A 239-nucleotide genomic window follows, 5' to 3' on the forward strand; every position below is an offset into this window, starting at 1 on the left:
CCCCATTTGAAGTAGTGTTAACAATATGTTATTCAATATTATTATTTTTTTTAATGCCAACAGATAGTTTGTTTGGTGATACGTTAGACTATAATGCTAAATCACTTAATCCAACATTCCGACCGCAAAAGAAAATAATTAGCTCAAGTCTAAAAATAGAAATTATAAGGTTTATTTTAGTTTTATTAGCATTGTTATTAAATTTAATAATTTGGTACATCAATGCTCAATAAAAAAAC

The 239-nt window shown here is 25.1% G+C and carries 1 protein-coding gene; it reads left to right on the forward strand.

Annotation, left to right across the window (positions count from 1 at the left end; all coding sequences use genetic code 11):
* A partial coding sequence (locus tag Q5762_RS39565) for a hypothetical protein (protein WP_315897158.1) occupies window positions 1-233 on the forward strand: 233 nt, incomplete at its 5' end.
* Window positions 234-239 lie beyond the last annotated feature (6 nt).

This window comes from Streptomyces sp. P9(2023) (assembly GCF_032436795.1).
Taxonomy (GTDB): Bacteria; Actinomycetota; Actinomycetes; order Streptomycetales; family Streptomycetaceae; genus Streptomyces.